The organism is Roseateles sp. P5_E1, assembly GCF_054049335.1.
The window spans coordinates 43,275-67,332 of sequence record NZ_JBFUMN010000014.1; the positions used below are offsets into that span (position 1 = coordinate 43,275).

Below are 24,058 nucleotides of genomic sequence, written 5' to 3' on the forward strand. Positions count from 1 at the left end.
CGCTACGACGCGTGCAACCGGTACTGGTTGCGCCCTGCGCCCTTGGCGAGATACAGCGCCTGATCGGCTCGGCCGAGCAGTTCCTCGCCGCCGAGTTCGTCGCGCGGGTGAACGGCGATACCGATACTCGTCGCTATCGACAGTTCGCCGACCGATGTCGCAAACGGCCGGTTGATGGCCGTGATGATCTTGCCGGCGACGATCTCCGCTTCGGCGGCTGCGTGCAGGCCTTCCAGCACGACGACGAATTCATCACCCGCCAGCCGGCCGACAAAGTCGGTGCCCCTGACCAGCTGCAGCAGCCGCCGCGCAAACTCGCACAGCACCTCGTCGCCGACACCGTGGCCATGGCTGTCGTTGATGAGCTTGAACCGGTCGATGTCGAGGAACAGCAGCGCCGTGAAGCTCTGCGCCCGGTGGGCCCGCTTGATCACCGCGGCCAGCTGCTCGTTGAAGCTGTAGCGGTTGGGCAGCCCGGTCAGCGCGTCAGTGCGGGCCAGCTCGGCAAGCTGGCGCTCGAGCTGCCGGCGTTCGGTCACGTCCGTGCTGAGCGCATAGAGGCCGCGGACTGAGCCGTCCTCGGCGATGTCGGGCAGGTAGAGGTTGTGCAGCGAGCGGGCCGCGCCGGCCGCCGTGGATTCGACATGGAACTCGACACGCTCGCCGCCAAGTGCCCGCGCCAGGTGCTCGCGGCGCTGTTCGTACAGCGCCGCCGGCACGGCCTCCGCCACGGTCTTGCCGACGGTAGTGCGGTGATCCAGGCCTGTCCACTTGCTGAAGGTCTCGTTCAGGAACAGCAGGCGCTGGTCCTTGTCGATATAGGAAATCATCACCGGCAGGTTGTCGGCGATGTCACGCAACCGTTTCTCGCTTTCGGCCAGCTTCGCCTCGGCTTGGCGACGTTCCGTGATGTCGAAGGAGACGGAATAGAAGCCCTGGACCTGGCCGGCCGCATCGACGTCGGGCACATAGCGTTGCGCGAAGTACAGGGTGCCATCGCCATGGGTCACGAAGGATTCGAACTGGCGGGGCTGCCCTTGCATCACGGCGTCGATATGGGGCTTGGCGATCTCCCACACCGCGTCTCCCCGGATCTCGCGGAAGGTCTGCCCCAGCAGCTCGGAGATGGGGCGCCGCAGCACGCGCTCGGCGGCAAGGTTGCCAAAGTCCGCGCGCAGGTCCTTGTCGAAGTGCGAGACCACAACGGGGATGTTGTCCGTGATGTCCTTCAGCCGATGTTCCGAAGCCTGGACGGCCAGCTCGGCGGCCTTGCGTTCGGTGATGTCCATCGACACCGAATAAAAGCCCACCACCGTGTCGAACGCGTCGCGCCTGGGTACATAGAGTTGATGGAAATGCCGCTGCGCCCCGGGCAGTACCTGCGTGCTGTCAAACTCGACGGACTGGCCCTGCAGCACAGCCTCGATGTGGGGTTGCAGTTGCCGCGCCCCGTCCTCGCCGCGCACGTCGCTGACATGCTTGCCGACAAGCGCTTCGGCCGGCACGCCGTAGACCCGCCCGGCCGTTGCATTGGCGAACACGATGCGGGCGCCGGCATCGAACTCGGTGATGAGCACGGGGACGTTGTCCGCAACGGCGCGCATGCGTTGCTCGGCTTCGCGCAGCTCGCCCGTGCGGCGCTGCAGGGCGATGGTCATGGCGTCAAAGCGGCGCTTGAGGGTGCCGAGCTCGTCTCGGGCCGTGCTGCCGAACAACGGCACCTGCTCGCCGCGCTCGAGGGCCTCGGTGGCCTGCGTGAGCAGGGCCAGCGGCCGCAGCACGCGGCGCACGCCAACACTGGCCAGCACGACCAGCAGCATGCTGAAGGCGACCACCGCGGCCATGGTGACCTGCTCGTGCACGTCCTCCGCGAGCCTGCGCGCGTCGCCAGCGTTGCGTGACCAGCGGAAGGCCGCGTCCGCCATGGCTTGGGTGTCGCCGAGCAGCAGCTCGAAGGCCTGGTCGTGGCGGCGGCGCTGGAAGTCGCTGTCTGGCGCGGCTGCCGTCTTCAGCGCGCGCTCAAAGAGAGCAGGCAGCCGGCCGGCCGCGTCTCTCAGCAATTCGACTTCGGCATGCGCTGATCCCTGAAGATCGGCGCCTGCCAGGTCACGCACGATGTTGGCGTGCCAGCTCTTCCACTCCGAGACCGAGAGCTCGTCGCGCTCACGCTGGAACACGTAGGTCGCGCCGACCAGGCCCGCCACGTCGCGCGCCACCTGCTGCGCTCGTTGCTGCTGGGCTTCCGCGCGGCCTTCCAGCCGGGTGGCCGTCCACATCGCGACGATGGCCGACGTGCCCACCAGCGCGGCGACGGCCCCAGCGGCAATGAAGAGGGAGCGGATCTTCATGGTGGTGCAGGTCAGCGAGGCAGGCCGACGGCGTTGGGCAGCACGGCACGCAGCGGCGCGGCGTCGACCAGGGTGCGGTAATCGGCAGGCTTTCTGCCGGTGGCATAGCCCTCCCGCACCGCCCAGTTCGCCTGCGACTGCAGGGTGCGCAGCAAGGCCTCGTCCAGGGACAGCTCGGCGTGGGTGCGCTGCATCGACCAGCGCGCAAAGCCGGGCTCGACGCCCAGCCGGTTCACGAAGATGGCCTCGGCCCGGCGTGGCTGGGCGCGGATGAATTCGTTGGCGCGGTGGATGGCCTTGAGGAAGCGCTCCAGGTCGGGCCGCCGCGCCTTCAGGACGCTCGTCTGGACCACGAGGTTGAAGGTCTGCTTGTAGTCCCCGGATTCGCTCAGCACGACACCGTCCACGCGCGGGCTGTGCGCCGCCGCATAGGCAAAGGGCTGGAAGACGGCCACCGCATCCACCTGGCCGGCGGCCATGGCGTCCAGCGCGCCCTCGGGCTGGATGGCGACCTGCAGGACGTTCTTGGGGTCGACATCGTTGTTGAGCAGGAAGGTGTCCAGGAAGTATTGGGCCGAGGTGCCTTTGACGACGCCGACGCGCTTGCCGACGAGGTCGCGGGCGGCCTTGATGCCCGCGCTGCGGCGGGTGACCAGTTCGACGTCGCTGGATGTGCTGGAGAAGGTCGCGATGACGGAGAAATCGGTGCGTTCGAAGGATTCGAAGGCGATGGCGGTGTCGGCGGCCGTGCCGAGGTCGGCCTGGCCTTCGGCCATCAACTTCAGGCAGCGGCGGCCGCTGGGCGCCTCGATGGCCTTGACCGTCAGGCCTTCGGCCTCGAACAGCCCCTCGGACAGGGCCACCAGCACCGGCAGCGAATGCGGCGACCGGGACACCGCCACGGTCAGCGGCGCCGCGGTGACGGTACCTGCCAGCCATGCCACCAGCAATGCCAGCAGGCGTCGTGCGTTCAAGGCGAACCTCATCGTGTGAGCGTGACCGAGCCCGGGGCGAGTGACTGCAGCGGGCGGGCGTCGATCAGCTGCTGCATGGAAGGGACCGGTTCCGTCGCCTTGCCGTCCTGGCCCAGTTGCCAGCGGATCTGGCTGAGCATCGTCGCCGGCAGCGAGGTATGCAGGGCGAGCCGGTAGTCCTGCTCGGCCATCAGGCGCTGCGCCACGGCGGCGCTGACCTTCAGGTTGGCCGCCAGGATGGCCTGGGCCTCGTTGGGCGATTCGGCGATGAAGCGCTGGGCCCGCAGCAGGGCACGCAGGACTTTCTCGAAACGCGGCCGGTCCCGGTCGACTGCGCGGGCCTGGGCCACGATGCAGAAGTGCTGGGTGTAGACATGGGCCGAAGGCAGGCGGACCGCATCGGCGCCAAGCCGCTCCTCGATGCGGGCCGCCTCCGGCTCCCACACGACCGCCGCGGCGGCCTTGCCCTGCTGCACGAGATCGCCCAACGCGCCGGGCTCGGCGAAGCTCAGCTTGACGCGGTCGGGGTCGATGCCTTGATAGGTGAGCCAGCGGTCCAGGAAGTACTCGGCCGAGGTGCCCGCCACCGTGGCGATGCGCTTGCCGGCCATGTCCCGGCTCTCGCGCACGCCGGCGCGCCGGCTGGCGATGAGCTTGATCTGAGCGGTCGACTCGCCGATGGACGCCAGGATGGTGACGGCCGGTGTCTGCGCAGCCGTCATCGCGACGGCAAATTCGGCGCCCGCGGCGACTTCGGCGACGCCAGAGCGCAGCGCGGCCAGGCAGGCTTTGCCGCTGTTGCAGGGAATGCGTACGACGTCCAGCCCCTCGGCCTGGAACAGGTGCTGCTCGATGGCGACCAGCAGCGGCAGGGCGACCGGGCCGCTGGGCACGGCAATGCTGATCGTCGCGGCCTGCGACGGCACCGCGATCGCCGCCAGCAGCAGCGCGGTGGCCAGCCCGAGCGCCAGCCCGATGCGGCGGCGCATGGTCAGCCCGCCTGCCCGGGCAGCCCCCGGCGGAGCTGGATGGCTTCGGCGACATGGGCGCTGCCAATCGCCGCCGCTCCCGCCAGATCGGCCACCGTGCGGGCCACGCGCAGCACGCGGTGAAAGCTGCGTGCCGACCAGCCCAGGCGCTCGGCCGAGCGCTCCAGCAAAGCCTTGGCTGCGGGCTCCAGCACCGCATGTTCGGCCAGGTCCTGGGCCTGCAGCTGGGCGTTGGCCACGCCCTGGCGCGCCACGGCCCGCTCACGCGCTGCGGCGACCCGTTCCGCGACGACGGCGCTGGGCTCGCCCGGGGCCAGGTCCTGCAGGTCGCGCGGCGGCACGGCAGCCACTTCGATGAGCAGGTCGAGCCGATCGAGGAAGGGGCCGCTGAGCCGGCCCTGGTAGCGTGAGACCTGGTCCGGCGAGCAGCGGCAGGCTTTCAGGGGACTGCCCAGATGACCACAGGGGCAGGGGTTCATCGCGGCGACGAGCTGGAAGCGCGCCGGGAATTCGGCCTGGCGGGCGGCGCGCGAGATCAGGATGCGACCGGTCTCCAGCGGCTCGCGCAGGGCTTCCAGCGCGGCGCGGGGGAATTCGGGCAATTCATCCAGGAAGAGCACGCCGTGCTGGGCCAGCGAGATTTCGCCCGGCCGGGGCGGTGAGCCGCCGCCCACCAGCGCCACGCTCGACGCCGAGTGGTGGGGCGAGCGCAGCGGGCGCAGCCCCCAGCGCGCAATGTCGAACTGGCCAGCCAGGCTGAGCACGGCGGCGGATTCCAGCGCAGCCTCGTCATCCAGCGCCGGCAGCAGCGCGGACAGGCGTTGCGCCAGCATGGACTTGCCGGTGCCGGGCGGACCGACCATCAGCAGGCTGTGGCCGCCCGCCGCGGCGATCTCCAGCGCCCGCTTGGGGCCGGCCTGGCCCTTGATGTCGGCGAGATCGGGCAGGCCGCGTGCGGCCTCGCGGGTCAGGGCGATGGCGCGCGGCAGGGCTTCGCCGTCGGGCTGCAGGGCCGCCACCACGTCAAGAAGATGGCGGGCCTGCCGCACCACCAGGCCGTCGACGAGGGCCGCCTCGGCGGCGCTGGCCTCGGGGAGCAGCAGTTCTCGCTCGCCACCGTCCTGGCGCAGCGCCAGGGCCATGGCCAGGGCGCCGCGCACTGCGCGCACCTCGCCGGCCAGCGACAGTTCGCCCGCACACTCGAAACGCGCGAGCCTGGCGGCATCGATCTGGCCGTTCGCGGCGAGCAGGCCCAGTGCCATCGGCAAATCAAATCGGCCGCCTTCCTTGGGCAGGTCGGCCGGGGCCAGGTTCACCGTGATGCGCTTGTTCGCTGGGAATGACAGCCCGCTGTTCTGCAGCGCCGCGCGCACGCGCTCGCGGGCTTCCTTGACCTCGGTGTCTGCGAGCCCGACGACCGTGAACGACGGCAGGCCGTTGGCCAGATGGACTTCCACGGTGACCGGCGCGGCGGCGAGGCCATCGAGAGCGCGGCTGTAGACGGTGGCGAGACTCATTGAAGGTCGGCTGGCGGGGGTAGTTGACGCTGGCGGCTGCATTGATCGTGCCGGGGGCGGACGATCCCGGCATCAGTGCGGCTCCTGAGCCGGCGGGCCAGTCTAGCCGCCGGTCCGTCGCAGATCGGCCCGGTGCTTCTCCCAGGAATGCACCGTATAAGTGCCATCCAAACCGCACGAAGATCCAATTTGGTGCAAATGCCTGACTTGGGGGCGCGACCCGCCCAGATTCGTGCGGGGTGACAAGGTGTGACGCTTGGCACGGAAGCTGCAAATACCCCGCCGGATCGAAACCCCCCCACTTTTTTACTCAGGAGCTCCCCGCCATGAAGTTGTCCCCTTCGCTGCTCGTTCTGGCACTGGCCGCGGCCGCTCTGCCTGCGTTTGCCGATGAGCCGGCGCCGGCGCCGGACCCGTTGTCGTTCAACGTCGGCGTCGTCAGCGAATACCGCTACCGCGGCATTTCCCAGTCGCGCCTGAAGCCGGCCCTGCAAGGCGGCCTGGACTACGCCGCGCCGAGCGGTTTCTACGTCGGCGCCTGGGCGTCGACGATCAAGTGGATCAAGGACGCGGGCGGCGACGGCCAGGTCGAGGTCGACCTGTACGGTGGCTACAAGACCGAAGTCGCCACGGGCCTGACGCTGGACGTCGGCGTGCTGCAGTACTACTACCCCAGCAACAAGCTGTCCACCAGCGCCAACACCTTCGAAATCTACGGCGCACTCAGCTACGGCCCCGTGACGGCGAAGTACTCCAACACCAACGGCACCAACCTGTTCGGCGTGCCGGGCACCAAGTACAGCGGCTACTTCGACGTGTCGGCCAATTTCGACCTGGGCGATGGCATGACGCTGACGCCGCACATCGGCCATCAGACGATGCGCCACGTGCCCGCCGGCTCCTACTCCGACTACTCGCTGACGCTGGCCAAGGACTTCTCCGGCCTAGTGCTTAGCGGCGCCGTGATCGGTACCGATGCCGACAAGAGCTTCTACGCCAGTCCCGCCAACGGCAAGTTCATGGGCAAGACCATGCTGGTTGTCGGCCTGAAGAAGACCTTCTGATTACTGGAGAGCGACATGAAATTGATCACTGCCGTCATCAAGCCCTTCAAGCTCGACGAGGTGCGTGAGGCCCTGAGCGCCATCGGCGTGCAGGGGCTGACGGTCACCGAAGTCAARGGCTTCGGGCGCCAGAAGGGCCACACCGAGCTGTACCGCGGCGCSGARTACGTCGTCGACTTCCTGCCCAAGGTCAAGATCGAGGCCGCCGTGAACGACGACGTCGTCGAGCGCGTCATCGAGGCCATCGAGTCCTCCGCCCGCACCGGCAAGATCGGTGACGGCAAGATTTTCGTGTCGCCGCTGGATCAGGTCGTACGCATCCGCACCGGCGAAACCGGCAACGACGCGCTCTGAAGCGCGTCCATAACAACCGTTTGGAGATCACTCAAATGAAGAAACTCCTCGCCGGCCTTGCGCTTGCCGCCGGCCTGCTGGCGCCGGCCGCCTGGGCCCAGGAAGCTGCTTCGGCGCCTGCCGCCGCCGTGGCGGCCACGGCTGCTCCCGCAGCTTCCGCGGCCGATGCTGCCGCCTCCGCGCCGGCTGATGCAGCCTCTGCCCCGGCCGCTGCCGTGCCCAACAAGGGCGACACTGCCTGGATGCTGCTGTCCACGCTGCTCGTCATCATGATGACGGTGCCGGGCCTGGCCCTCTTCTACGGCGGCCTGGTGCGCAGCAAGAACATGCTGTCGGTGCTGATGCAGGTCATGGTCGGCTTCTCGCTGATCGTCGTGCTGTGGGTGCTGTACGGCTACAGCTTCGCGTTCACCGAGGGCAATGCCTTCATCGGTGGCACGGATCGCCTCTTCATGAAGGGCATCTGGGACAACGTCGCAGGCACCTTCGCCACCGGCGGCACCTTCAGCAAGGGTGTGCCGATGTACGAGATGGTGTTCGCCGTCTTCCAGGCCACCTTCGCCGGCATCACCGCCTGCCTGATCATTGGCGCCTTCGCCGAGCGCATCAAGTTCTCGGCAGCCCTGGCCTTCCTGACGCTGTGGTTCACGTTCAGCTACCTGCCGATCGCCCACATGGTCTGGTTCTGGATGGGCCCGGACGCCTACTCCGCCAAGGAAGTCGCCGATGCGATGAACGCCAAGGCCGGCTATATCTGGCAGATGGGTGCGCTGGACTTCGCCGGCGGCACGGTGGTGCACATCAACGCCGCCGTTGCGGGCCTGGTGGGTGCCTTCATGATCGGCAAGCGCGTCGGCTACGGCAAGGAGCAGTTCACGCCGCACAGCCTGACGCTGACCATGGTCGGTGCCTCGCTGCTGTGGGTGGGCTGGTTCGGCTTCAACGCCGGCTCGGCACTGGAAGCCAACGGCTTCGCGGCTCTGGCCTTCATCAACACCTTCGCTGCCACGGCTGCCGCCGTGCTGGCCTGGTGCGTGGGTGAAGCGCTGCTCAAGGGCAAGGCCTCGATGCTGGGTGCTGCCTCGGGTGCCGTCGCCGGCCTCGTGGCCATCACGCCGGCTGCCGGCAACGTCGGTATCGGTGGCGGCCTCGTCATCGGCATCGTCGCCGGCTTCGCCTGCCTGTGGGGTGTGTCGGGCCTGAAGAAGCTGCTGGGTGCGGACGACTCGCTGGACGTCTTCGGCGTGCACGGTGTCGGCGGTATCGTCGGCGCCCTGCTGACCGGCGTGTTCGCCTCGCCCAACCTGGGTGGCCCCAGCGCCATGGGTGACTGGGTCACGGCGACCATGATCACGCCGGCCGACTTCTCGATCGGCGCGCAGTTCTGGATCCAGGCCAAGGCCGTCGGCATCACCATCGTCTGGTCGGGCATCGTCTCGCTGATCGCCTACAAGCTGGTCGATATGACCATCGGCCTGCGCGTCACCGAAGAGGAAGAGCGCGAAGGTCTGGACATCTCGTCGCACGGCGAGACGGCCTACCACAAGTGATCCCGGGGACCGGCGCCAAGCCGGCCCCTCTTTCACGCCAGGCCGCCCCTCGGGGCGGCTTTTTCTTGGCCCCTGCGGACCCGCCGTTATGCTGGCCCGTATGGATGTCATCACCCTCCTCGGGGCGGTGCTGGTCAACGCGCTGTTGATGAGCCTGGCGCTGGCCGTCGGCGTTGGGCTGCGCACCCGCAGCGGCTTGCAGGCCTGGCAGTTCATGCTCCTCGGCCAGGCATTCGGCTTCGGCCTGTTGATTGGCGCCACCTTTGGCGCACCGCGCCTGCTGGCGACGCTCGGGGTCATGGCGCTGAGCGGGTCGGCCTCGGCCACGGTGATCACGGCCTGTCGTTTCCTGGGGTTGAGGGCCTCACGGCGCTGGCTGCTGGGTGCGCCGCTGGGGCTGGGCGTCGTGCATGCCCTGGTCTTCAGCGACCTCGGCGTCGCCACCGGCCTGACCAACCTGACCATCGGCGCCCAGATCATCTGGGCCAGCGTGCYGCTGMTGCGCGGCGCGGGCGGCATGCGCTGGCGCTGGTTGTGCGGCGGCGCTGCGCTGGCCAACGGCGCGATGACGCTGGCCCGCGGCTGCCTGGCGCTGGGCTGGCCCGAGATCTATCCGCGCTTTCTCACGCCCAATCCGCTCAACATCGGCTCGATGATGCTGCTCAACGCCAGCCTCGTGCTCGGCACCATGGGCTTTTTGCTGGCTCATCGTGACGCGGCCGAGCAGGCCCTGGTGCGGCTGGCCTCGCTGGACACGTTGACCGGCCTGCTGAACCGCCGCGAATGGATGAACCGCGCCGGCCGGGCGCTGGGGATCGGCGCCACGAGAGAGGCGGCTCCCGTGCTGATGATGCTGGACCTGGATCATTTCAAGCGCGTCAACGACGAACGCGGCCACCCGGTCGGCGATGAGGTGCTCAAGCTGGCCGGCGAGGTGCTGCGCGGCGAACTGCGCGCCAGCGACCTGGTCGGCCGCTACGGCGGCGAGGAGTTCTGCCTGCTGCTGCAGCACTGCGAGCCCGAGGCCTTCGGCCGGTTGGACTCGCGCCTGCACATGGCACTGACGCGACGCTGTGAGGCGAGCCTGGGCTTCGTCGTCGACTTCAGTGCCGGCGCCGTGCGCGTCCAGCCCGGCGAGGCCCTGGCCGCTGCCATCAAGCGGGCCGACGATGAGCTCTACCGGGCCAAGCACGCCGGGCGCGGGCGCACCTCCTGCGCGGGCGGCGTCTTGTGATCCGTCCGGTCGCCCCCAGGTGGGTCGACCTGCAGAAGCTGCAAACGAACACCGCACGCCCGCTCATCTCGCCGCAACGCCGCCACTCGGCGTTGCAAAACTTGCCGTAGCCCCCAGCTACGGCGGCGTTTTGCGCCTTGATTGGCGACGCTGCGGCGGTCTGCTCGGCCGCGCAGAGTCCATTCACAGCTTCTGAGATCATTCGGCCATGGTTCCCCATCTGATCACCGCCCTCAACGGCCCCATCAATGAGCTGGAGGCCCGCATCCTGGAATCCATGCCGGCCACGGAACGCTGGTTCAGGCTGGAATGGATGGAGCACACGCCGACCTTCTACGCCTCGGTGGACCTGCGCAATGCCGGCTTCAAGCTGGCGCCGGTCGACACCAACCTTTTCCCTGGCGGCTTCAACCACCTCACGGCCCAGATGCTGCCCCAGGCCGTGCAGGCCGCCATGGCGGCCATCGAGAAGATCTGCCCCGAGGCGCGCAACCTGCTGGTCATTCCCGAGACCGGCGCGCAGTGCAGCTTCTACCTGGACAACCTCGCCACGCTGGCCCGCATCTTCACGCAGGCCGGCCTGAACGTGCGCTTCGGCACGCTGGACACCAGCGTCACCGAGCCCACCGAGCTGCGCATGCAAAACGGCGAGACCCTGGTCGTCGAGCCCCTGGTGCGCAAGCGTGGCCGGCTGATGCTCAAGGGCTTCGACCCCTGCACCATCCTGCTCAACAACGACCTCTCCGCCGGCACGCCGCCGCAGCTGATGGGCTTGCATGAGCAATACCTGCTGCCGCCGCTGCACGCCGGCTGGACGGTGCGGCGCAAGAGCCAGCATTTCCGCGCCTACGAGGAAGTGGCCAAGCGCTTCGGCAAGCTGCTGGGCATGGACCCCTGGCTGATCACGCCCATGTCCAGCAGCGTCGACCTGCACGGCAAGAAGGGCCTGGAGGCGCTGCAGACGGCGGCCGACGCCCAACTGACCAAGGTGCGCCGCAAGTACAAGGAATACGGCATCAACGAGAAGCCCTTCGTCATCATCAAGAGCGATGTGGGCAGCTACGGCAAGAGCGTCATGACCGTGCGCGACGCCAAGGACATCGAGGGCCTGGCTGCAGCGCTGCCCGAGAACCTGGGCCAGGAGGTCATCGTGCAGGAGGGCGTGCCCACGCACGAGCGCGTGCACGAGGCCGTGGCCGAGCCGGTCGTCTACATGATGGACCGCTACGTCGTTGGTGGTTACTACCGCGTGCATGCTCACCGCGGCATCGACGAGAGCCTCAATGCCCCGGGCGCCAGCTATGTGCCGCTGGCCTTCGCCGACTCACCTCATCTGCCCCGCCCCGGCGAGAAGCCTGGAGCGAGCGCTCCCAATCGCTTCTACATGTACGGCGTCATCGGCAGGCTGGCCATGCTGGCGGCCAGCTATGAGCTGGAGGCGACCGATCCGCAGGCGGAGGCGGAAGCCGCCTGAGCGGGCAACTTTCGGCAGGGCGCGGCCTTTGATCTAGGCTGGCGGTTTCGCGCAAACCGCTGCCCCAGATGAAGATCTACCGCCTCGCCGCCCTCGTTCTGTCCCTTCAGTTGGCCGGCCCTGCCGGTGCCGCGCCGCATTCCGGCCTCGACCTCGCCGGCATCGACCGCACCGTGCGCCCGCAGGACGACCTGTTCCGTGCCGGCAATGGCCACTGGCTGTCCACCACCGAGATCCCGGCGGACAAGTCCTCCTTCGGCATGGTGGCCCAGCTGCGCGACCTGTCCGACCAGCGCGTGCGCGCCCTCGTCGAGGGACTGGCCCAGGCCAAGCCTGGTTCGGCGGAGCACAAGATCGGCGCCTACTACGCCAGCTTCATGGACACGGCGGCCATCGACAAGGCCGGCCTCGCGCCGATGAAGCCCGTGCTGGACGGCATTGCCGCCCTCCAGACCCGCCAGCAGCTCGCCGCCTGGCTGGGGCGCCAGAACGGCGTCATCGACCAGCCGCTGACGATGGTCGTCGATGCCGACTTCAAGCAGCCCGGCATCAACCGCCTGACGCTGAACCAGACCGGCCTGGGCCTGCCGAACCGCGACTACTACCTGAAGGACGACGCCCGCATGGCGGCGGCCCGCACGGCCTACCAGGCGTATTTGCAGACGCTGGCCAGCGCTGCCGGCCTGCCCGAGGGCGCTGCGGCGCGCGCCTACGCCGTCGAACAGCGCCTGGCCGAAGCGCAGTGGCCGGCGGAGGACAACCGCGACCCGCAGAAGATCTACAACCCCATGACGCCGGCCGAACTGGCCACCAAGCTACCGGGCCTGGACTGGACGGCATTGCTGGCCGCCGCATCCGTGCCGTCACCGGACCGCGTCATCGTGGCCCAGCCCAGCTACGCCGCTGCCGCCGCCAAGCTGCTGGCCGAGGCGCCCCTCGACGACCTGCGTGCCTACCTGGTGCTGCGTGCGCTGGATGGCCGGGCCGACGTGCTGCCCCAGGCCTTCCGCGAGGCCCGCTTCACCTTCCGCGGCACGGCGCTCAGCGGCGCCAAGACCGAGCAGCCACGCTGGCAGCAGGCCGTGACCGACCTGAACAACGCGCTGGGCGAGGCGGTCGGCGAAGCCTATGTGAAGCGCAACTTCCAGGCCGCCGACAAGGCCCGCATGCTCAAGCTGGTCAACAACCTGATGGCCGCCTATGGCGAGTCCATCGACGGCCTGGGCTGGATGACGCCCGCCACCAAGGCCAAGGCCAAGGACAAGCTCTCCAAATACCTGGTCAAGATCGGCTACCCCGATGTCTGGCGCAGTTATGCCGCGCTGGACGTGAAGGTGGGAGATCCGCTGGGCAACCGCCAGCGCGCCGCGCAGTTCGAATGGCAGCGCCAGGTGGCCAAGGCCGGTAAGCCGGTCGACAAGCGCGAATGGGGCATGACGCCCCAGACCGTCAACGCCTACTACAACCCGACCTTCAACGAGATCGTCTTCCCGGCCGCCGTGCTGCAGCCGCCGCTGTACAACACCCGCGCCGACGACGCGGTCAACTACGGCGCCATCGGGGCCGTCATCGGCCACGAGATCAGCCATGGCTTCGACGACGAGGGCAGCCAGTTCGACGGCGACGGGGCGCTGGCCAACTGGTGGACCGATGCCGACCGCCAGGCTTTCGAGAAGGTCGGCGAGCGCCTGGTGGCCCAGTACGCCGCCTACGAGCCCATTGCGGGCAAGCATGTGAACGGCAAGCTGACGCTGGGCGAGAACATGGCCGACCTGTCCGGCCTGCAGATCGCCTACAAGGCCTATCTGCGCTCGCTGGGCGGCAAGCCGGCCCCGGTCATCGACGGCCTGACCGGCCCGCAGCGCTTCTTCATGGGTTGGTCGCAGGCCTGGCGGGAGAAGATGCGCGAGCCGCGCCGCCTGCAGCAGCTGACGGCCGACCCGCATTCGCCGGCGGAATTCCGCGCCAATGGCGCCGCCGTCAACCACGACGGCTTCCACGAGGCCTTCAAGACCCAGGCCGGCGACGGGATGTTCAAGCCCGCGGAGGCGCGCATCCGCATCTGGTGAGAGGGTCGCCCGCGCTTACGCCTGCAGAGGGGCAGGCGTCAAGCCTCGGAACCATGGTTTTGCTGCGCTGCACAAAAACCCAAAACCGGGCGCAGAATCCCCTCTTTCGAACAACAAAAGCCACTGCTCAAGCCAGTGGYCTTCGCGAAGTGAGTTCTTCTCATGCGGCCCGCAGCCCCTCGGCGCTGGCGGGTCTGACCCTCGGGGCCCTCGGAGTGGTCTATGGCGACATCGGCACCAGCCCGCTGTATGCCCTCAAAGAAGTCTTCCATGGCGGTCATGTCAGCACGACGCCCGAGAACATCCTTGGCGTGCTGTCCCTGCTGTTCTGGACGCTGACCGTCGTCGTTTCGATCAAGTATGTGCTGCTGATCCTGCGCGCCGACAACAACGGTGAGGGCGGCCTCATCGCCATGCTGGCGCTGGCCACCAATGCCGTGAACGACAAGCCGCCGCTGCGCCGCACGCTGATGCTGGTCGGCCTGTTCGGCACGGCCATCTTCTTTGGCGACGCCGTCATCACGCCGGCCATGACGGTGCTGGGCGCCGTCGAGGGCATCGACGTCTATGAGCCGCATCTGCACGACGCCATCCTGCCGATCACGCTGATCGTCATGGTCGGCCTGTTCGCCGTGCAGCGCTTTGGCACCGGCGGCATCGGCAAGGCCTTCGGGCCCATCATGATGCTGTGGTTCCTGACGCTGGTGGCCCTGGGCCTGCCGCACATCTTCGAGAACCCGCGCGTGCTGGCGGCCGTCAATCCCGTCTATGCGCTGCACTTCTGCCTCGAATACCGCTGGGTCGCCTTTGTCGCCCTGGGCGCCGTCGTGCTCGTCGTCACGGGCGGCGAGGCTCTCTATGCCGACCTGGGCCATTTCGGCAAGAAGCCCATACGCATCGCCTGGTATGGCGTCGTCATGCCGGCCCTGGTGATCAACTATTTCGGCCAGGGCGCCATGCTGCTGGACAACCCCGAAGGCGTGAAGAACCCTTTCTTCCTGCTGGCACCCGGCTGGGCCGAGATCCCCCTCTTCCTGCTTGCCACTGGCGCGGCCATCGTTGCGTCGCAGGCCCTGATCACGGCGGCCTTCTCGGTCACCAAGCAGGCCATCCAGCTCGGCATCCTGCCGCGGCTGCGCGTGCTGCACACCAGCGTGCGCGACATCGGCCAGATCTACGTGCCCTTCATCAACTGGGGCCTGTTCAGCCTGGTGATCCTGGCCGTCGTCTTCTTCGGCTCGTCCACCAAGCTGGCCGGGGCCTACGGCGTGGCCGTCACCATCGACATGACGATCACCACGGTGATGACCTTCTTCGTCATCCGCTACGGCTGGAAATACCCGCTGGCGCTGTGCATCGCGGCCACGGGCATCTTCTTCCTCATCGACGTCACCTTCCTCGCGTCCAACCTGCTCAAGGTTGCCGCCGGCGGTTGGTTCCCGCTCTTGATCGGTATCGGCATGTTCACGCTGATGCTGACCTGGAAGCAGGGCCGCAAGCAGCTGTCCGACAAGCTGCGCGAGGACGCCATCGAGCTGGACACCTTCCTCGACGCCGTCTTCATCAACCCGCCGACCCGCGTGGCCGGTACGGCCGTCTTCCTGTCGTCCGAGAAGGGCTCCACGCCCAACGCGCTGCTGCACAACCTCAAGCACAACAAGGTGCTGCACGAGCAGAACGTCTTCGTCACCGTCAAGCACCATGAGGTGCCCTGGGTCGGCTTCGAGAAGCGCTGCGAGGTTGAGGCCCTGGGGCACTGCTGCTGGCAGGTGGCCCTGCACTTCGGCTTCAAGAACGAGCCCGACGTGCCCGAGGCCCTGGCCCTGCTGAAGAAGCATGGCGTGCAGCTCGACGAGATGGAGACCAGCTACTTCCTGAGCCGCGACATCGTCATCCCGACCATCGGCTCGGGCATGGCGCTGTGGCGCGAGAAGCTGTTCGCCAGCATGCACCGCAACGCGGCCGCGGCGGCCGACTTCTTGCACCTGCCAACCAACCGCATCGTCGAGCTGGGCAGCAAGGTCGAGATATAGGCCCACCCCCTACGCGCTTCGCGCGCCCCCTCAAGGGGGCACTGCCAGTGGCCCGGCAGAGCCGGTTCCACGGCAGTCGCGCGAGGGTGCGTCCGGCTGCGCCGGCCGCAGAGCGTCGAGCTTTAGCATCGCGGGCCTATGTCACTGCCCACCCCTGAACGTCGTCTTGGCGCGCGGCATGCCGGCGCGCTCTGCGTCGGCATGGTCGTCGGTGCCGGCATCTTCAAGACCTCGCCCATGGTGGCGCAGTCCCTGCCCGACGCGGGGCAGCTCTATCTCGCCTGGGCGCTGGGCGGCGTGCTGTCCTTTGTCGGCGCGCTGTGCTTTGCCGAGCTGGCTTCGGCATTCCCCGATGCCGGCGGCGACTATCACTTCCTGCGCCGGGCTTTTGGCCGGCGGCTGGGCTTCCTGTTCGCCTGGTCGCGCTTCGCCGTCATCCACACCGGCTCGATGGCGCTGCTGGGTTTCGTCTTCGGCGACTATCTCGCACAGGTGGTCGATCTGAGCCCCTGGCTGGGCACCCATGCCAGCGCATTGCTGGCGGCCGCGCTGATCGTGCTGCTGACCGGGCTGAACCTGCTGGGCGTGCGCGTGGGCCTGGGCACGCAGCTGGGCCTGACGACGCTGGTGATTGCCGGCCTGCTACTGCTTGGCTTCGCGGCCGGCGCGCAGCAGCTCGGCGGTCGGCCGCCCGCGACGCAAGGCGCGGCCACCCTGGAGACCAACTGGGGCACGGCCATGGTCTTCGTCTTCCTGGCCTATGGCGGCTGGAGCGACGCGGCGACGCTGTCGGCTGAAATGCGCGACGAGAAGCGCGGCATCGTCCGTGCGCTGCTGCTGGGCTTGAGCGTGGTGATGGTCCTCTACCTGCTCGCCAACTGGGCCTATGTGCGCGTGCTGGGCCTGCCCGGGCTGGCGCGCAGCGAGGCGCCGGCCGCCGAGCTGATGCGCCTTGCCCTTGGCCGTGGTGCCGAGTTGCTGATGGTGGGTGTGGTCACGTTGACCGCGCTGTCGGTCATGAACGCCATCCTGATCGCCGGCCCGCGCACCACCTATGCCGCGGCGCGCGATCTCGCGGCCGAGTGGCGGCTGGCGCACTGGAACGCGCGCCGCGGCACGCCCAGTGCGGCCGTCGTCGCGACATCGGCCGTGGCTCTGTTGCTCGTCGGCCTTGGCGACCTGACGCGTGGTGGTTTCTCGACCATGGTGGACTATCTGTCGCCCGTCTACTGGTTCTTCCTGGTGCTCAGCGGCCTGGCGCTGATCGTGCTGCGCCGCCGCGAGCCCGAGCGGCTGCGACCGTTTCGCGTGCCGCTGTACCCGTGGCTGCCCCTGCTGTTCAGCGCCTGCAGCAGCTATGTGCTGTGGTCCAGCCTGGTCTATGTGAAGGCCGGCGCCATCGTCGGCGTGGTCGTGCTGGCGGTGGGCGCGTTGCTGCTTTGGTGGCGAGGCACCTAGCCGCAGAGCAGCCGGCGCTCGATGCGCCCGTCATGCACATGCACGACCTCGCCCTTGGCCAGCGGCTGCCAGGCCTCGGCGTCGTCGCCCAGCGGCTCCGACGCAATCGCCCAGCCGCCCGGCTGGGGCTTGAGATAGAGGCTGGGCGGCTTGTCGTCGCTGGCCCAGCGCACGGCCCAGAGCTGCTCGCCATCGGCCAGCGCGGCCGAAAAACGCAGCGGCGTCGTGATGCCACGGGCCTGCATCTCGTCCACCGTGTCCAGCAGCACCTGGCGCGTCGCTGCCTCCACCGTGGCGCCGGCCTTCACGCGGCCCATGATGAGCAGGAAGAGCAGCTCCGAATCCGTCGCGCCGCGACGCAGGTCGTAGAGCTCGTCGCTCAGCTGCGTCTCCATCACCCGGCGCAGGCGCGGGAAGTCGCCGATCTGGCCGTTGTGGATGAAGAGATAGCGGTCCAGATGAAAGGGATGGCAGTTCTGCCTGGAGACGCCGCCCCCGGTCGCCGCCCGCACATGGGCCATGAAGAGGTGGGAGCGCACATTGGCGCACAGGGCCATCAGGTTGTCGTCGCTCCAGGCCGGCATCACCTCGCGGTAGACGCCCGGCGTGTCGCGCTCGCCATACCAGCCGATGCCGAAGCCGTCACCATTGGTGACCGACTTGGCCTCCGAAGCCTGCAGGCTCTGGCGCACCAGCGAATGGCGCGGCTTGCAGACCAGGTCTTCCAGAAAGATCGCGTCGCCCGAGTAGGCGAGGAAACGGCACATCGACAGATCTCCTCAGGTCACATCATGCCTCGGCTGTATTCGGGCCGAGCGCCGGGCCGCCCCAAGCCGGCCCGCCTGTGGCTGCACGCGGCTCGATGCCGCGGGCGGCCTCGTCCCCGCGGGGGACCGGTCAGGCGCGCCCGCGTCCAGCGGCGCGAGCCTGGCCGAGGGGCTCAACTTATGCTGGCCGCATGACACGCTTGCTGCAAGACTTTTCGCCCTCGACCGTTGTTGCCGGCTTCGTTGCGGTGCTGGTGGGCTACACCAGCTCGGTGGCCATCATCTTCCAGGCCACCGTGGCACTGGGCGCCACGCAGGCCCAGACCGCCTCCTGGCTGTGGGCCCTGGGCCTGGGCATGGGCGTCACCAGCCTTGCCTTGAGCTTGTGGACCCGCCAGCCCGTGCTGACGGCCTGGTCCACGCCGGGCGCCGCCCTGCTCGCGTCCACCTCGGGCCTGGACATGCCCGAGGCGGTCGGCGCCTTCATCGTCTGCGGCCTGCTCATTGCCTGGGCCGGCGCCAGTGGCTGGTTCGAGAGGCTGATGGACCGCATCCCCGTGGCCGTCGCCTCGGCGCTGCTGGCCGGCGTGCTGGCCCGTTTCGGCCTGGACGCGGTGACCAGCGCCAAGACCGCGCCGGAGCTCGTCCTGGCGATGGCCGCGGCCTATCTGCTGGGGCGGCGCCTGTGGCCGCGCTATGCCGTGCCCGGCGTGCTGATCGCCGGCGTCATCGTCGCCCTGGTCCAGGGCCGGCTCAGCTTCCTCGGCATCGACACGGGCCAGATCTTCGTGACGCCGGTCTGGACCGCGCCCCAGTTCACCTGGCATGCCGCGATCGGCGTGGCCCTGCCGCTGTTCATCGTCACCATGGCCTCGCAGAACCTGCCCGGTGTCGCGGCCCAGCGGGCCAGTGGCTATGCAACGCCGGTGTCTGCCTCCATCGCCGTGACCGGCGCGGCGACGACGCTGCTGGCGCCCTTCGGCGGCTATGCCTTCAACCTGGCCGCCATCACGGCCGCCATCTGCATGGGCCGTGAGGCGCATGAGGACCCGGCGCGGCGCTACACGGCGTCCATCGCCGCGGGCCTGTTCTATGTCCTCGTCGGCCTGGCGGGCGGCGCCGTCGCCATGCTGCTGGCCGCCTTCCCGCGCGAACTCGTCGCGGCCATCGCCGGCCTGGCCCTGCTGGGCACCATCGCCGGCGCGCTCGCCACGTCGCTGAAGGACGAGGCCCACCGCGACGCGGCCATCCTGACCTTCCTGGTCTGCCTGTCCGGCATCAGCGTCTTCGGCATCGGCGCGGCCTTCTGGGGTGTGGTGGCGGGCGGCATCGCGACGCTCGCCGCGACCTTCCGCCGCACTCGGCCTTAGGTGGGCGAGGCGGCCGGCCCTGTGCAACACTGGCCGGATTGCACAGGCCCCATCGATCATGAAGCTGCTCTTCGTTGCCGACCCCCTCGACACCTTCAAGACCTACAAGGACTCCACCTTCGCCATGATGCGCGAGGCCGCCCGGCGCGGCCACAGCATCGTCGCCTGCGAGGCCAGCCAGCTCGTCTGGCTGCGCGGCGGCCGCGTCACGGCGCGCGGCGCGCTGGAGATCTCGCTGACGGGCGATGCCGATGCCTGGTACACCGTCACGTCGACCGGTGATGTCGCCCTGGCCGACGTCGATGCCGTGCTGATGCGCAAGGACCCGCCCTTTGACAGCGAGTTCTTCTACGCCACCCACCTGCTCAGCCAGGCCGAGCGAGAGGGCGCCCGCGTTTTCAACCGGGCCAGCGCCCTGCGCGAGCACCCCGAGAAGCTGGCCATCCTCGAGTTCCCGCAGTTCATCTCGCCCACCCTGGTCACGCGCGACCCGGCCGAGATCCGCGCCTTCCATGCCGAGCAGCGCGACATCATCTTGAAGCCCCTGGACGGCATGGGCGGCATGGGCATCTTCCGCGTCAAGGAAGATGGCCTGAACCTTGGCAGCATCATCGAGACGCTGAACAAGGACGGCACGCAGACGGTGATGGTGCAGCGCTTCATCCCGGCCATCACGGAGGGCGACAAGCGCATCCTCATCATTGGAGGCAAGCCGGTGCCGCATTGCCTGGCGCGCATCCCGCAGGGCAACGAGGTGCGCGGCAACCTGGCCGCCGGCGGCAAGGGCGTGGCCCGCCCGCTGACCGCTCGCGACCGCGAGATCGCCGAATACCTCGGCCCCATCCTGGCCGCACGCGGCCTGCTGCTGGTGGGCCTGGACGTCATCGGCGAGAACGTCACCGAGATCAACGTGACCAGCCCGACCTGCTTCCAGGAGATCACGGACCAAAGCGGCTTCGACGTGGCCAAGATGTTCGTCGATGCGTTGGAAGAGGCCATGGCATGACCTATCAGCCCCCACGCTCGTTGCACGAGCTGCCCCCCGAGGGGGCGCACCGCGCCTCCGGGCGGCCGAGCGCCGCGGTGACGCGCCGCGAGTTCACCGCCTTGGGATTGAGCGCCTTCTCACTGCCGGCGCTGGCGCAGGACGCCGGCTTCGACAAGCTGACCGAAGCCTTTCTCGAAGCGCTGTGGCGCGAAGACCCCGATGCGGCGGTCGCGGCGGGTCGCTTTGAGTTCGCGTCGCGCGTGACGCTGCCGAGCAATGCCCAGCGCGAGCGCCTGCGCGCCTTCCACCAGCAATGGCTGGCTAGGTTCGAGCAGCAATCCGAAGGTCCGTTGAACACCAGCCAGCGCATGGACCGCGCCCTGCTTGTGGCCAAGATCCAGAGCGACCTCTGGCGACTGGACACGCTGCGCGAATGGTCCTGGAACCCTGCCGAGCACAACCCCGCGGCGCCCCTGGACCTGCTGCTCAACACCGACTACGCCCCGCTGGCCGCCCGCCTGGCGGCGCTGAAGCCGCGCATCGCAGCACTGCCCGCCTACTACCGCGCGGCGCGAACCAGCCTGGCCGGCGCCACGCGCGAGCACACTGAGCTGGCCATCCAGCAGGCACCGGGCGTGCTCAGCGTGCTCGACGACATTGCCAAGCGTGCGGCCGAAGCGGGCCAGGCCGTGGCCTTCAAAGCGCCGTTGAACCAGGCCCGCGCCGCGGTGAGCAGCTATGTGGGCCATCTGAAGCAACTGCTGCCTACGGCACGGCGGCCCTTCCGCCTCGGCGCGACGCTGTACGAGCCCAAGTTCGCCCACGACATCCAGTCGGCCCGCACAGCCCGCGAAACCTATGAGCTGGCCCAGCAACGCCGCGAGGAGGTGTTGGCCAGCATGCAGACTCAGGCGGCCGCGCTGTGGCCCACCGTCATCGGCAGCGAGGCGCCGCCCACCGACCGCGTTGCACTGATCGGCCGCGTTATCGCCAAGCTCAGCGAACGCCACGTCGCGCGCGAGCGCTTCGTCGACGAGATCCGTGCCCAGATCCCGCAGCTCGAGGCCTGGGTGCGCGAGCACGACCTGCTGAGCCAGGACGCCAGCAAGCCCCTGGCTGTGCGCGAGACGCCCGAATACCAGCGCGGCGTGGCCGGCGCCAGCATCGAGGCGCCCGGCGCCTACCGGCCCCAGGACCGTACCTACTACAACGTCACGCCGCTGGACGACCTCACACCTGCCGAGGCCGAGAGTTCACTGCGCGAATACAACCACTGGATCCTGCAGATCCTCAACATCCACGAGGCCATCCCCGGCCACTACACCCAGCTCGTGCACGCCAACCGCGCGCCGAGCAAGGTCAAAGCCCTGTTCGGCAACGGTGCGATGGTGGAAGGCTGGGCCGTCTATGGCGAGCGCATGATGATCGAGAGCGGCTACGGCGCCTCGCCGGAGATGACGCTGATGTACGGCAAATGGCATCTGCGCTCGGTGACCAACACCGTGCTCGACTACAGCGTGCATGTGCTCGGCATGAGTGAGGCCGACGCGCTGGATCTGCTGACTCGCCAGGCCTTCCAGACCCAGCGCGAGGCCACGGAAAAGTGGCGCCGCGTGCAGCTGAGCTCCGTGCAGCTGACCAGCTATTTCAGCGGCTACAGCGAAATCTTTGCGCTGCGCGAGGCGTTGAAAGCCAAGCCAGGCTTCAACCTCAAGGCCTTCCACGAGCAGTTCCTGAGCTACGGCAACGCGCCGGTGCGGTTGATCGCGGCGGAGATGTTGTGAGCCCCTCGCCCAGGCTTGCTCCGCTGAACGCGGCAAGCCTGGTCGGTCCCCCAAGGGGACGGCGATGCTTGCGGCATTGGGCCGCAAGCACATCGCCCGCGAGCCAGCTCGGGAGCGGCCCAGCGCTTGGCTCGCGGTCAGTCGGGACGCTTACACCGTGAACTGATCGTGCACCCGCGGCGCCGTTGCCGCGGGGTCGTCGTTGCGCCACACCGGCCCCGGCTCGCCCGCACGCCGCCAGCGCCGCGGCACGCGGTCGATGGCGATGAAAAAGGCCGTCAGCCCGCCGTCCGGCGAAATCCGAAAGCGCAGAAACCCTTTGTGATCCTGCCCGTCCAGGGCCGAGTAGGCGTTGTTGGTCAGCAGCCCCAGCCGGCACATCAGCGCCAGATAGCCGCCAAACAGCGCCGAGCCCAGCACGGCGCCGCCGATGAACACGCCCACGCCGACCAGCAGCGAGTGCAGGATCAGCCCCAGCCACTGGTCGCGGCTGCCCAGGCCCGCCCACAGGCTGACGGCCTGGTGCATGAAAAACTCCAGGCTGAACACGGCCAGCACGTGCACGCCCGCATGCACGGCACCCATGCCCCAGGTGACGGCCCAGCGCTTGGTGCGACCGTCGTCGGGTGACAGCTCGTCCACGGCCTCGCGGCCCATGGTCATGCAGCCAAAGGCCATCAGCCCGTTGATCAGAAAGCCCAGCGGGCTGAACACCATCGCCTTGAGCCACAGCGCCAGCACGGCCAGGTAGTCGCCCGGCCCGTAGGCCCACAGCGGCTGGAAACCATCGGCCCGGAGCGACCAGGAGAAGGGGCTGGAGTTCAGGTAGGCGTTGAACCAGTACAGCGCGCCGAGCAGCAGCGCAAAGCCCACGTTGCCGTTGCCGCCCTCCCGACGCGGCAGGAAGGCGAACAGATTGCGCCAGCCCCGCCCCCGCGACGCTTCGGCCGCCGGGTAGACGGTGGCTTCCTTGCGCTCGAAATGCACACCCCGGGCGCGCCGGCCCGTCAGGCCGACCTTGAGGGCCGGCGTCTCGGTGCGTGGCTCGGGCGGGATGCAGTCCTCGGTGTCGAAGGCCTGCAGCCGCACGGGCCGTGTGGTCGCCCTGGTGTGCGTCGGGTGGGTGAAGGCGCCGCCGCAGCCGCAGGTGACGAGGCGGCCGTCTCGGGCCAGATCTTGGGAGTCCCAACGCATGTAGTGGTGCAGGTCGCCGGCCAGGCGCAGCCGGATGCGACCGCGCAGCAGGCCTTCCAGGCGCTGGTAGCGCTTGGGGTGGCTCTCATCGGCGCCGTCGCCGATGGGCCGTGTCCAGTAGGGCTCGGGGTAGATGAGGATGACCTTGTCGCCCGGGCCGATGACGGCCGGCTTGCCATGGCCGCCGATGGCCAGGGTCTCGAACTGCTCGTACTGGTCGCGATCGATGTCGCGCGTCAGTGCAAAGTCCAGGGCCAGGGCCCACCAGCCGCCCGGCAGCTTGACGCAGAAATAGGACTGGCGCTGCGGGATGTCGGCGCCCAGCAGCGGTGCCGAGTCGTAGCCGCGCACGAAGTAACGGCTGAAGGTCGAGGCCGAGTCCATCCAGTCGTGGTTCTGCGGCACGGCCGCCAGCGTCAGCCGCCGGCCGCGCACCAGGGTGTCAGCGAAGTCGTTGCGCACCGCTTCGAACATCTCGACGAAGCGGTAGCGGTAGTCCTCGGTGCTGGCGGCCGGGTAGGCGAGGTCGCCACCGAAGAGCAGCAGCTGGCCTCTTGGGAGTGTCTGCAGGGTCTCGCCGTCGAGCGCCAGCTCGGGCGCCAGCGCGGCGCTCGCCACCGCATAGCTGGCGTTGCCGCCGTCACCGGTGTCGGCGATGAAATCAAACCAGAACGTACCGTCGGCCTCGGGCTGGCTGCGGTCGATGACCACCAGCGGTTGCGGCTGTGCCTCGCGGCCGTCGCGGTTGCGCAGCTGGTCCAGTGACGACAGCACCTGGTTGGCGGCCGTCCACAGCACGCTGGGTTGGTACCAGGCGACCGGATGGCGTTCGTGGGGTGGAACGGAGCGGCCGAGCTTGGGTGAAGGCATGGGGCGCGATGATCCTCGCGG

Annotated in this window: 17 protein-coding genes; 11 read left to right on the plus strand and 6 right to left on the minus strand. The window is 68.7% G+C overall.

Going from position 1 to position 24,058, the window contains the following annotated elements:
* Positions 1–2: 2 nt before the first annotated feature.
* From ACXJKJ_RS14010 to ACXJKJ_RS14025, 4 genes are read right to left on the minus strand one after another with little or no spacing between them, the layout of a single operon-like run.
* The gene (locus tag ACXJKJ_RS14010) at positions 3–2,348 is read right to left on the minus strand and encodes a diguanylate cyclase domain-containing protein (protein WP_457390542.1); all 2,346 of its coding nucleotides are present in this window, start codon (positions 2,346–2,348) and stop codon (positions 3–5) included.
* An 11-nt stretch (positions 2,349–2,359) separates the two neighbouring features.
* Complete coding sequence (locus ACXJKJ_RS14015) at positions 2,360–3,322, minus strand: ABC transporter substrate-binding protein (protein ID WP_457390543.1); 963 nt, start codon at positions 3,320–3,322, stop codon at positions 2,360–2,362.
* 8 nt (positions 3,323–3,330) lie between these two features.
* Entirely contained in the window at positions 3,331–4,311 is a 981-nt protein-coding gene (locus ACXJKJ_RS14020; protein ID WP_457390544.1) for an ABC transporter substrate-binding protein, read from the minus strand.
* A 2-nt stretch (positions 4,312–4,313) separates the two neighbouring features.
* Entirely contained in the window at positions 4,314–5,828 is a 1,515-nt protein-coding gene (locus tag ACXJKJ_RS14025; RefSeq protein ID WP_457390545.1) for a YifB family Mg chelatase-like AAA ATPase, read from the minus strand.
* A gap of 326 nt (positions 5,829–6,154) precedes the next feature.
* Here ACXJKJ_RS14025 and ACXJKJ_RS14030 point away from each other — a divergent pair, with 326 nt between their 5' ends.
* From ACXJKJ_RS14030 to ACXJKJ_RS14065, 8 genes are all read left to right on the plus strand, one after another.
* Positions 6,155–6,892, plus strand: coding sequence for a TorF family putative porin (locus ACXJKJ_RS14030; RefSeq protein WP_056192317.1), 738 nt, complete (start codon positions 6,155–6,157; stop codon positions 6,890–6,892).
* A gap of 15 nt (positions 6,893–6,907) precedes the next feature.
* Positions 6,908–7,246, plus strand: a complete 339-nt coding sequence (glnK, locus tag ACXJKJ_RS14035; RefSeq protein ID WP_056192325.1) for a P-II family nitrogen regulator — start codon at positions 6,908–6,910, stop codon at positions 7,244–7,246.
* Between the two features lie 35 nt (positions 7,247–7,281).
* Positions 7,282–8,796 (plus strand): ammonium transporter, encoded by a 1,515-nt coding sequence (gene amt / locus ACXJKJ_RS14040; RefSeq protein ID WP_457320170.1) that lies wholly within the window; start codon positions 7,282–7,284, stop codon positions 8,794–8,796.
* Positions 8,797–8,884: 88 nt separating this feature from the next.
* Positions 8,885–10,030 (plus strand): GGDEF domain-containing protein, encoded by a 1,146-nt coding sequence (locus ACXJKJ_RS14045; RefSeq protein WP_457390546.1) that lies wholly within the window; start codon positions 8,885–8,887, stop codon positions 10,028–10,030.
* A gap of 208 nt (positions 10,031–10,238) precedes the next feature.
* The gene (gene gshA, locus ACXJKJ_RS14050) at positions 10,239–11,504 is read left to right on the plus strand and encodes a glutamate--cysteine ligase (protein ID WP_457390547.1); all 1,266 of its coding nucleotides are present in this window, start codon (positions 10,239–10,241) and stop codon (positions 11,502–11,504) included.
* 68 nt (positions 11,505–11,572) lie between these two features.
* Positions 11,573–13,573, plus strand: a complete 2,001-nt coding sequence (locus ACXJKJ_RS14055) for a M13 family metallopeptidase (protein ID WP_457390548.1) — start codon at positions 11,573–11,575, stop codon at positions 13,571–13,573.
* A 149-nt stretch (positions 13,574–13,722) separates the two neighbouring features.
* Positions 13,723–15,606, plus strand: coding sequence for a potassium transporter Kup (locus ACXJKJ_RS14060; RefSeq protein ID WP_056192339.1), 1,884 nt, complete (start codon positions 13,723–13,725; stop codon positions 15,604–15,606).
* Between the two features lie 138 nt (positions 15,607–15,744).
* Positions 15,745–17,064 (plus strand): APC family permease, encoded by a 1,320-nt coding sequence (locus ACXJKJ_RS14065; RefSeq protein ID WP_457390549.1) that lies wholly within the window; start codon positions 15,745–15,747, stop codon positions 17,062–17,064.
* On the opposite strand, the gene ACXJKJ_RS14070 is transcribed toward ACXJKJ_RS14065, so the two are convergent.
* Positions 17,061–17,831 carry a class II glutamine amidotransferase gene (locus ACXJKJ_RS14070; protein ID WP_457390550.1) on the minus strand — a complete coding sequence of 257 codons (771 nt, stop codon included), beginning with the start codon at positions 17,829–17,831 and terminating at the stop codon, positions 17,061–17,063. The two genes, ACXJKJ_RS14065 and ACXJKJ_RS14070, sit on opposite strands and share 4 nt — an antisense overlap.
* A 191-nt stretch (positions 17,832–18,022) precedes the next feature.
* Between ACXJKJ_RS14070 and ACXJKJ_RS14075 the strand changes: the two genes are divergently transcribed.
* The 3 genes from ACXJKJ_RS14075 to ACXJKJ_RS14085 are packed head-to-tail and all read left to right on the plus strand — an operon-like array spanning position 18,023 to position 21,973.
* Positions 18,023–19,201: a benzoate/H(+) symporter BenE family transporter gene (locus ACXJKJ_RS14075; RefSeq protein WP_457390551.1), complete on the plus strand. Its 1,179-nt coding sequence runs from the start codon at positions 18,023–18,025 to the stop codon at positions 19,199–19,201.
* 58 nt (positions 19,202–19,259) lie between these two features.
* Complete coding sequence (gshB, locus tag ACXJKJ_RS14080; protein WP_457390552.1) at positions 19,260–20,207, plus strand: glutathione synthase; 948 nt, start codon at positions 19,260–19,262, stop codon at positions 20,205–20,207.
* Positions 20,204–21,973: a DUF885 domain-containing protein gene (locus tag ACXJKJ_RS14085; protein WP_457390553.1), complete on the plus strand. Its 1,770-nt coding sequence runs from the start codon at positions 20,204–20,206 to the stop codon at positions 21,971–21,973. The genes gshB and ACXJKJ_RS14085 overlap by 4 nt, the downstream gene beginning before the upstream one ends.
* 150 nt (positions 21,974–22,123) lie before the next feature.
* On the opposite strand, the gene ACXJKJ_RS14090 is transcribed toward ACXJKJ_RS14085, so the two are convergent.
* Positions 22,124–24,037: a hypothetical protein gene (locus ACXJKJ_RS14090; RefSeq protein WP_457390554.1), complete on the minus strand. Its 1,914-nt coding sequence runs from the start codon at positions 24,035–24,037 to the stop codon at positions 22,124–22,126.
* Between the last annotated feature and the right edge of the window lie 21 nt (positions 24,038–24,058).